7 protein-coding genes and 2 riboswitches are annotated in these 8,892 nt (G+C 62.0%); of the genes, 4 read left to right on the top strand and 3 right to left on the bottom strand.

Going from position 1 to position 8,892, the window contains the following annotated elements; genetic code table 11:
• Positions 1–149: 149 nt before the first annotated feature.
• Positions 150–3,926 (bottom strand): cobaltochelatase subunit CobN, encoded by a 3,777-nt coding sequence (gene cobN, locus AC3WWR_RS25190; protein WP_492599162.1) that lies wholly within the window; start codon positions 3,924–3,926, stop codon positions 150–152.
• 3 nt (positions 3,927–3,929) lie between these two features.
• Positions 3,930–4,991, bottom strand: coding sequence for a cobalamin biosynthesis protein CobW (gene cobW, locus AC3WWR_RS25185; RefSeq protein ID WP_020795439.1), 1,062 nt, complete (start codon positions 4,989–4,991; stop codon positions 3,930–3,932).
• Between the two features lie 99 nt (positions 4,992–5,090).
• Positions 5,091–5,302, bottom strand: a riboswitch (cobalamin riboswitch).
• Positions 5,303–5,496: 194 nt separating this feature from the next.
• Positions 5,497–5,721: riboswitch (cobalamin riboswitch) on the top strand.
• A 122-nt stretch (positions 5,722–5,843) separates the two neighbouring features.
• Between cobW and AC3WWR_RS25180 the strand changes: the two genes are divergently transcribed.
• The 4 genes from AC3WWR_RS25180 to cobM all read left to right on the top strand — a co-directional run bounded on the left by AC3WWR_RS25180 (position 5,844) and on the right by cobM (position 7,994).
• Complete coding sequence (locus AC3WWR_RS25180; RefSeq protein WP_020795440.1) at positions 5,844–6,038, top strand: CbtB domain-containing protein; 195 nt, start codon at positions 5,844–5,846, stop codon at positions 6,036–6,038.
• Between the two features lie 11 nt (positions 6,039–6,049).
• On the top strand, positions 6,050–6,754 hold the full coding sequence (locus AC3WWR_RS25175) for a CbtA family protein (protein WP_020795441.1): 705 nt from the start codon (positions 6,050–6,052) through the stop codon (positions 6,752–6,754).
• On the top strand, positions 6,751–7,164 hold the full coding sequence (locus tag AC3WWR_RS25170) for a cobalamin biosynthesis protein (RefSeq protein WP_020795442.1): 414 nt from the start codon (positions 6,751–6,753) through the stop codon (positions 7,162–7,164). Before AC3WWR_RS25175 ends, AC3WWR_RS25170 begins: the two co-directional genes overlap by 4 nt.
• 83 nt (positions 7,165–7,247) lie before the next feature.
• Positions 7,248–7,994 (top strand): precorrin-4 C(11)-methyltransferase, encoded by a 747-nt coding sequence (gene cobM / locus AC3WWR_RS25165; RefSeq protein WP_020795443.1) that lies wholly within the window; start codon positions 7,248–7,250, stop codon positions 7,992–7,994.
• 156 nt (positions 7,995–8,150) lie between these two features.
• Here cobM and nfuA read toward each other — a convergent pair whose 3' ends face one another.
• Complete coding sequence (gene nfuA / locus AC3WWR_RS25160; protein WP_007912592.1) at positions 8,151–8,735, bottom strand: Fe-S biogenesis protein NfuA; 585 nt, start codon at positions 8,733–8,735, stop codon at positions 8,151–8,153.
• Positions 8,736–8,892: the final 157 nt, after the last annotated feature.

Below are 8,892 nucleotides of genomic sequence, written 5' to 3'. Positions count from 1 at the left end.
TGGTAATTATAAGGACTAGTTAGTGGTCGGGGTCAATACACGTTCCCCTGTGGGAGCGAGCCTGCTCGCGAAAGCGGTTTGTCAGTCAACGATAATGTTGATTGTGCTGGCCTCTTCGCGAGCAGGCTCGCTCCCACAGGGGTATTGCACTAGCTGTCTTCTTCTATATCCAGCAGCAAATTTTCCAAGGCCTCGCGATACGAACCCGGTTCTTTCCACATCCCCCGCTGTTGCGCTTCGAGCAAACGCTCGGTCATGTCGCGCAAGGCATGGGGGTTATGCTCGCGTACGAAATCCCGAGTGCCCGGGTCAAGTAGATAGGCATCGGCCAGCAACGCGTACTGGTGATCGTCGATCAACCGCGTGGTGGCGTCGAAGGCGAACAGATTGTCCACCGTCGCGGCCATTTCGAATGCGCCTTTGTAGCCGTGCCGCTTGACCCCGTCGATCCACTTTGGATTGGCCGCCCGGGAGCGGATCACCCGGTTCAGTTCTTCCTTCAGGGTGCGGATCTTCGGCAGGTCCGGCTGGCTGTGATCGCCGTGATAACTGGCCGCCGCCTCGCCACTCAGGCTTTCCACGGCAGCCAGCATGCCACCCTGGAATTGGTAGTAATCATTGGAATCGAGCAGGTCGTGCTCACGGTTATCCTGGTTTTGCAGCACCGCCTGTACCTGGCTCAGGCGCTGGGAAAACTGCTCACGGGCCACCGTACCTTCATCAGACCCGCCGTACGCGTAGCCACCCCAATTCAGGTAAACCTCGGCCAGGTCCTCGCGGCTTTGCCACAGGCGACCATCGATGGCGCCCTGCACGCCTGCGCCATACGCGCCGGGCTTGGCACCGAAAATGCGCCAGCCGGCCTGCCGCCGCGCCGCGTCTTCATCCAGTCCCGATTGCAACAGCGCTTCACGCTCGGCGCGCACCTTGGCTGCCAGCGGATTCAAGTCATCCGGCTCATCGAGCGCGGCGACCGCTTGCACGGCCGCATCGAACAGGCGGATCAGGTTGGCGAAGGCATCGCGGAAGAAACCCGATACACGCAAGGTCACGTCCACCCGCGGACGATCAAGCAGGCTCAGCGGCAGAATTTCAAAGTCGTCCACCCGTTGACTGCCGGTGGCCCAAACCGGTCGCACGCCCATCAACGCCATGGCCTGGGCGATATCGTCGCCGCCGGTGCGCATGGTCGCAGTGCCCCAGACCGACAGGCCGAGCTGACGCAAATGATCACCATGGTCTTGCAGGTGACGTTCGAGAATCAGGTTGGCGGACTGGAAACCGATGCGCCACGCGGTGGTGGTGGGCAGGTTGCGTACGTCCACCGAATAGAAGTTGCGCCCGGTGGGCAGCACGTCCAGGCGACCGCGACTCGGCGCGCCACTGGGGCCTGCCGGGACGAACCGGCCGCCGAGGGCGTCGAGCAGGCCACGCATTTCTGCGGGGCCACAGGCATCCAGCCTGGGTGCTACCAGTTCGCGCAAATGCTCGAGGATAGCGTTCACTTCAGTCCAGCAAGCCTCCTTTGGGAGGTTCTCACAGGGGGCATTCAACACCTGTGAAATAAGCTGTGCGGCGAACAGTTCGAGGCGTTCGCGGGTATCGCCCGTGGTGCGCCAGGGTTCACCGCTGACCGACAATAATTCGCCGGGACGCGGTCCGCTCCACGGCTCGGCCAGCGCGCAATCCAGTGGGTCGAAGCCCAGCGCGAACGCCTTGGCCAAGGCCCGCAGCACACTCGATTGCGCGCCACGGCCATCGCCCCGGGGAATGCGCAGCAGCGCCAGCAACGTATCGATGCGCAGCCTTCCGGCCGGTGACTCGCCAAAAACATGCAAGCCATCGCGGATCTGCGACTCTTTCAAGTCGCACAGGTAAGTGTCCAGGCGCGGCAGCCAGATCGCCGCATCCGCATCGCTATCGAGCTGATCGTCCAATTGCAGCTCGCGGTCTATGTGGGTGTCCCGGACCAATTGCAGGATGTCGCGCTGCAGTTCCCGCGCTCGCCGTGGATCGAGCAATTGCGCTTCGTAGTATTCGTCGGCCAGCAACTCGAGATTACGCAGCGGGCCGTAGGTCTCGGCGCGGGTCAGTGGCGGCATCAGGTGGTCGATGATCACCGCTTGCGTGCGGCGCTTGGCCTGGGCGCCTTCACCCGGGTCGTTGACGATGAACGGATAGATGTTCGGCAACGGCCCGAGCAGCGCATCCGGCCAGCAGTGCTCCGACAACCCTACGCCCTTGCCCGGCAGCCATTCCAGGTTGCCGTGCTTGCCCACGTGGATTACGCCGTGGGCGCCGTAGGTATTGCGCAACCAGAAATAGAACGCCAGGTAGCCATGGGGAGGCACCAGGTCCGGGTCGTGATACACCGCACTTGGATCGACCTGGTAACCCCGCGCCGGCTGGATGCCAACGAAGGTCAGGCCAAAGCGCAACCCGGCGATCATCATCCGCCCGCCACGACACATCGGATCACTGTCGGGCTCGCCCCAGCGCTCCAGCACGGCCTGGCGATTGACTTGCGGCAACGCGTTGAACATCAGCAGGTAATCGTCCATGGCCAGGCTTTGCTGGCACGGGCGTTGATCGAGGGTTTCGAGGTCGTTGCTGACACCGCCCAACAATTGCTGGATCAACGCGGTGCCGCTGGCAGGCAGATCGGCTGGCAGCGGATAGCCTTCTTTATGCAGCGCACGCAGGATATTCAAAGCCGCAGCCGGTGTATCGAGCCCGACGCCGTTGCCTATCCGACCATCACGGGTCGGGTAATTTGCCAGAATCAGCGCTATGCGTTTTTCGCCATTGGGCAACCGCGCCAGATCGATCCAGCGCCGCGCCAGTTGCGCGACAAAGTCCATGCGTTCTGGCTGAGCGCGATAGCAGACCACGTCGGACTGACTGCGCTCGCTGCGCCAGGCCAGGTCCTTGAAGCTGATCGGGCGACTGATGATGCGCCCGTCCAGTTCCGGCAGCGCAATGTGCATCGCCAGATCGCGGGGGCCGAGGCCTTGTTCGCTGGCTCGCCAACCCGGTTCATTGTCTTGGGCGCAAATGGCCTGGATCACCGGGATATTGCGGCGAAATGGCCGCAAGTGCGGTGCCTCCGGACTGGATTGGGCGAAACCGGTGGTGTTGAGAATCACCCCCGCCTCGACTTCATCCAGCCAGTCCTCGACCACGGCAAGGCAGCCAGGCTCTTTCAGGCTGGCCAGCGCAATTGGCAACGGGTTAAGCCCCGCCGCCTGCAAGCGCTGACAGAAAACATCAATGAATGCGGTATTCGCCGCTTGCAAATGCGAGCGATAGAACAGCACCGCCGCCACTGGCTGACCGCTCTGCCACTGGGCCCGCCAGTCGCTCAGCGCCGCAGGGCTTTTTTGTGGGTGGTAAATCGCCGTACGCGGCAAGGTGTGCGGCTCGGCCCAGGCGTAGTCGCGATCGAGCCAACGATTGGCCAGGCAACGGAAAAAGTCGAGGGCATTGCCCATGCCACCCTGACGCAGGAATTGCCAAAGCCGGTCGCGATCCCCAGCGCCCACGGTGCTCAGATCACTGAGCTCCGGGTCCGGTCGATCATCGCCCGGCACCAGGATCAGCTGTACACCCCGCTGCGACAACTCCACCAGCCGCTCGACGCCATAGCGCCAATAGGCAATGCCGCCGTGCAGCGAAATCAGGATGACCTTGGCATGGCGCAGGACTTCGTCGACATACAGATCAACTGATGCATGGTTCTGCACCTGCATCGGGTTGGCCAGGCGCACGCTTGGGTAGTCTTCGGGCAACTGCTGCGCCGCTTCGGCAAGCAACGCCAGGCTGGAGTCGCCGCTGCACAGGATAACCAGCTCGGCGGGGGTTTGCCCTAGGTCGGCAATGTTGTCATCCGACACGAATCCGCCGGGCTGGGTCCTGAGCAGGTGCATGGGTTACACGCTGAGCGCGGCGCGCAATTGCGCTTCGAGCGTTGTGGCGTCCAGCGCCTGGCCAATCAACACCAGACGGGTGGTGCGTGCTTCTTCAGCGCTCCACTGGCGGTCGAAATGCTTGTCGAATCGGGTGCCCACGCCCTGGATCAGCAGGCGCATCGGTTTGTTCGGGACCGCGGCGAAACCTTTGACGCGCAGGATGCCGTGCTGCACCACCAGTTGGGTCAGCGCATCCATCAGCAGGCTTTCGTCGGATGCCGGCAGTTCGATGGAGATCGAATCGAAGGCATCGTGGTCGTGATCGTCTTCGCCTTCATGGTGGTGATCGTGATGGCTGTGACGGCTGTCGATGTGTTCTTCGGACCCGGCACCGAGGCCGATCAGCACGTCCAGCGGCAGGCGCCCGCTACTGGCTTCGATGACTTTCACCGCTGGCGGCAGTTCCTCGGCGACTTCCAGGCGTACGCGTGCCAGGTCTTCAGGGCTGATCAGGTCGGCCTTGTTGAGGATCACCAGGTCGGCGCTGGCCAACTGGTCGGCGAACAGCTCGTGCAAAGGCGATTCGTGATCCAGGTTCGGGTCGAGTTTGCGCATGGCGTCGACTTGATCCGGGAACGCGGCGAACGTGCCAGCCGCGACGGCCGGGCTATCGACCACGGTGATCACCGCGTCAACGGTGCAGGCACTGCGAATTTCCGGCCACTGGAAGGCCTGGACCAAAGGTTTTGGCAGGGCCAGGCCGGACGTTTCGATCAGGATGTGGTCTAGGTCGCCACGACGGGCCACCAGTTCGCGCATCACCGGGAAGAACTCTTCCTGTACGGTGCAGCACAGGCAGCCGTTGGCCAGTTCGTAGACACGGCCGTTGGCCTCTTCTTCGGTGCAACCGATAGAGCACTGCTTGAGGATTTCGCCGTCAATGCCCAGCTCGCCGAACTCGTTGACGATCACCGCGATGCGGCGGCCCTGGGCGTTGTCGAGCATGTGCCGCAGTAAGGTGGTTTTGCCCGAGCCGAGGAAGCCGGTGACGATGGTGACGGGGAGTTTGGCCAGTGTTTTCATCGGATGCCCTTTGGCAAGGTGGCGGGCATACGGGACGAGAACCGGCAACGCACACGCGCGCAGGAAGCGTTCGCCACCGGATCACCCCGCCCGGTTGTAGTGAGAATCTGTATCGAGGCAGGTCTCCTGGCTGACGGCTGGCCAGTCGTTGGACTGGCGGTTGCTGCGCCTTCCCGCGCGCGCCATGGCTGGCGCATGCAGTGGCATGGCAGAAACTGAACCGTTCACAGTTGCGGGGGCAGCCGCGGCATTGACCGCGTTCCCTTCTTAGCTTCGACAAACGCCGAAGAACCTCGAAAGCGCAAGGCTACGCATGGTATCGGGGCGGGTCAATGTTCACATGATTCCTGCGGTGCGCCCTTCGCGAGCAAGCCCGCTCCCACACTTGAGGGTCTGCCCTGAAGGAACTCGGTCAAATGTGGGAGCGGGCTTGCTCGCGAAGGGAACGACTCGATGTTCAAGTGAGAACCCTTGCCAATTGACGCCCGCCCCCCGCCCATGCTCTCCTACGCATCTTGTTACGGGTGCCCTTCACAGGGTGAAACGGGAAACCGGTGAATCATGTGCTTTACTTCAGGCCATGTCAGTCCGGTGCTGCCCCCGCAACGGTAAGCGAGTGAAGCGTCAGATCCACTGTGCCAATGCGGCATGGGAAGGTGACGCTGGAAGGTTCAGGCTAACGCCTGCGCCCCTCGTGAGCCCGGAGACCGGCCCGCAACACAAAGTGACCATCACCATCACTTCAATCAACAAACCCGCGGTGGGCGGGCGCTGTTCGGACTTCTGCGCGCTCGGTCGTGCGGAGTTCTGCTTGCGCTCTTATTCCCCGCTGACCGAACAGAGGGAAGCGCCATGTCGATTATCAGCAGCACCGGCCACAGCAATGCCGCCAGCAGCACCACTACCCTGTCCCAACGCCTGACCGCGGCGATTTTTGCGTCAATCCTCGGCGCCAGCCTGGTGTATTTCGCCGGTTTCTCGCACATCGAAGCAGTGCACAACGCCGCACACGATACGCGCCACAGTTCCGCGTTCCCGTGCCATTGAGACCTGTCGACATGATCAAGCGTATTGCGCAAACCGCAGGTTTCACCGGGTTGCTGGCCGCCCTGCTGCTGACCCTGCTGCAAAGCTTGTGGGTTTCACCGCTGATTTTGCAGGCCGAAACCTACGAACAATCAGGACCAGCAGCGGTTGAAGTTCATGAACACGCCGCTGGTGTAGCCGCACATACCCACGATGCCGAAGCCTGGGAACCGGAAGACGGCTGGCAGCGCGTGCTGTCGACCACTGGCGGTAACCTGGTAGTGGCGGTTGGTTTCGCCCTGATGCTCGCTGGTCTCTACACCCTGCGCGCGCCGACCAAAACCTCCCAGGGCCTGCTCTGGGGCTTGGCTGGCTACGCGACATTTGTGCTGGCGCCGACGCTTGGCCTGCCACCTGAGTTGCCGGGCACCGCGGCTGCCGATCTGGCGCAACGCCAACTCTGGTGGATCGGCACCGCCGCCTCCACCGCTGTCGGTATCGCCCTGATCGTGTTCAGCCGTCACTGGCTGATGAAAGTCCTTGGCGTGGCGATCCTTGCGGTGCCTCATGTGATTGGCGCTCCGCAACCGCAAGTGCACTCGATGCTCGCTCCAGAGGCACTGGAAACTCAGTTCAAGATCGCTTCGCAGCTGACCAACATGGCGTTCTGGCTGGCCCTGGGCCTGATCAGTGCCTGGTTGTTCCGCCGCAAAAGCGATGGTCAATACCCCGCATGACAGGCCTCAGCGCAGCGCCGACCCTGGTGGTCGGCCTGGGCTGCCAGCGTGGCTGCCCCGTCAGCACGTTGCGGGCACTGCTTGACCAGGCACTGCAGGCGCACCAGATCGAACTGCATCGGATCAAGGCCCTGGCCAGCATCGACTTGAAGCGCGACGAACCGGCGCTGAACGAACTGGCCGAACAGCTTGGGTTACAGATGATGTATTTCAGCAGTGAACAACTGGCGAGCTATCAACCCCGACTGAGCCATCATTCGGACATCGCCTTTGAACGCACCGGGTGCTATGGCGTAGCGGAAAGTGCCGCCCTGGCACTGGCCGAGCAACTGGCCAACGGCCCGGCTACATTGCTGATCCCACGCCAAAAATATGCCCAGGCTACCCTCGCATTGGCTGGCGCCGCGTAAAATCCCCGATAATCTGCGCATTCGATCATGAGCATTCTTCATCTGAAGCCTTGCCCAGCGTCCCTTTTCAACAGGAATCCTTAATGACGGTCTACTTCATTGGCGCAGGTCCCGGCGATCCCGAACTGATCACCGTCAAAGGCCAGCGGTTGATTCGCACCTGCCCGGTGATCATCTATGCCGGCTCGCTGGTGCCCGCCGCCGTGTTGGAAGGGCACTGCGCCGAACAGGTGGTCAACAGCGCCGAACTGCACCTGGAACAGATCATCGAACTGATCAAGACGGCCCATGCCAATGGCCAGGACGTGGCGCGCGTGCATTCCGGTGACCCGAGCCTGTACGGCGCAATAGGCGAGCAGATACGCCACCTGCGAGAACTCGGCATCCCTTTTGAAATAGTCCCCGGCGTGACCGCCACGGCCGCCTGCGCTGCGCTTCTGGGCGCGGAACTGACCTTGCCGGACGTTTCGCAGAGCGTGATCCTGACACGCTACGCCGACAAGACCGAGATGCCCGCGGGCGAGGAACTGGGCAGCCTGGCGCAACACGGGGCGACCATGGCGATTCATTTGGGGGTCAAACACCTGCAGAAAATCCTGGCCGAACTGCGGCCGCATTACGGCGCAGACTGCCCAATTGCGGTGATTCACCGGGCGACCTGGCCGGATCAGGACTGGGTGGTGGGGACGCTTGAGGACATTGCCGACAAGGTGGAAGCCAAGGGGTTTCGGCGCACGGCGCTGATTCTTGTGGGTCGGGTGCTGGGCAGTGAGCAGTTCAGCGAGTCGTCGCTGTATCGTGCGGGGCATGCGCATCTCTACAGGCCATGATGATCGTTCCCACGCTCTGCGTGGGAATGCAGCCCGGGACGCTCTGCGTCCCCTCTAAAGCCGAACGCGGAGCGTCCGATGAGGCATTCCCACGCAGAGCGTGGGAACGATCGGCGCTCACGATGGGCGCCGTTTTTTCATTTTGCAGCGAACACCTTAGTAGTAGGCGTTTTCTTTCTGCGTGTGGTCGGTCACGTCGCGCACGCCCTTGAGCTCGGGAATACGCTCGAGCAAGGTGCGCTCAATGCCTTCCTTCAAGGTCACGTCAGCCTGGCCGCAGCCTTGGCAACCGCCGCCGAATTGCAGGACGGCAATGCCGTCTTCGACCACGTCGATCAGGCTGACCTGGCCGCCGTGGCTGGCCAACCCAGGATTGATCTCGGTTTGCAGGTAGTAGTTGATGCGCTCGTTGACCGGGCTGTCGGCGTTGACCATCGGCACTTTGGCGTTTGGCGCCTTGATGGTCAACTGGCCGCCCATGCGGTCGGTGGCATAGTCGACAACGGCATCGTCCAGGAACGCTTCGCTGAAATGGTCGATGTAAGCGGTGAAGCTTTTCAGCCCCAGCGCGGTGTCTTCGGGTTTTTCTTCGCCCGGCTTGCAGTAGGCAATGCAGGTTTCGGCGTACTGGGTGCCAGGCTGGGTGATGAAGACGCGGATGCCGATACCCGGGGTGTTCTGCTTGGAGAGCAGATCAGCCAGGTAATCGTGGGCGGCGTCGGTGATGGTAATAGCGGTCATGGAAACTCCTCGCAGGCTTGGGCGCAGTTTACGCCAATCATCGCGCCGGACAAAGTCCTAGTATTTTTGTCGGGAAAGATTCCGACAATCCCCCTGTAGGAGCTGCCGCAGGCTGCGATCTTTTGATTCTGGTTTTCAAGATCAAAAGATCGCAGCC

Source organism: Pseudomonas sp. EB271-G4-1, from assembly GCF_058791355.1.
Note: the sequence above shows the minus strand (reverse complement) of the source record. Positions and strands in the feature narration are given on the sequence as shown.

What these genes read in the sequence shown, in the direction of transcription:
- cobW (WP_020795439.1), bottom strand. Translation starts at nt 4,991, where the DNA reads ATGAAAACACTGGCCAAACTCCCCGTCACCATCGTCACCGGCTTCCTC.
- AC3WWR_RS25180 (WP_020795440.1), top strand. Translation starts at nt 5,844, where the DNA reads ATGTCGATTATCAGCAGCACCGGCCACAGCAATGCCGCCAGCAGCACC.
- nfuA (WP_007912592.1), bottom strand. Translation starts at nt 8,735, where the DNA reads ATGACCGCTATTACCATCACCGACGCCGCCCACGATTACCTGGCTGAT.
- cobM (WP_020795443.1), top strand. Translation starts at nt 7,248, where the DNA reads ATGACGGTCTACTTCATTGGCGCAGGTCCCGGCGATCCCGAACTGATC.
- cobN (WP_492599162.1), bottom strand. Translation starts at nt 3,926, where the DNA reads ATGCACCTGCTCAGGACCCAGCCCGGCGGATTCGTGTCGGATGACAAC.
- AC3WWR_RS25170 (WP_020795442.1), top strand. Translation starts at nt 6,751, where the DNA reads ATGACAGGCCTCAGCGCAGCGCCGACCCTGGTGGTCGGCCTGGGCTGC.
- AC3WWR_RS25175 (WP_020795441.1), top strand. Translation starts at nt 6,050, where the DNA reads ATGATCAAGCGTATTGCGCAAACCGCAGGTTTCACCGGGTTGCTGGCC.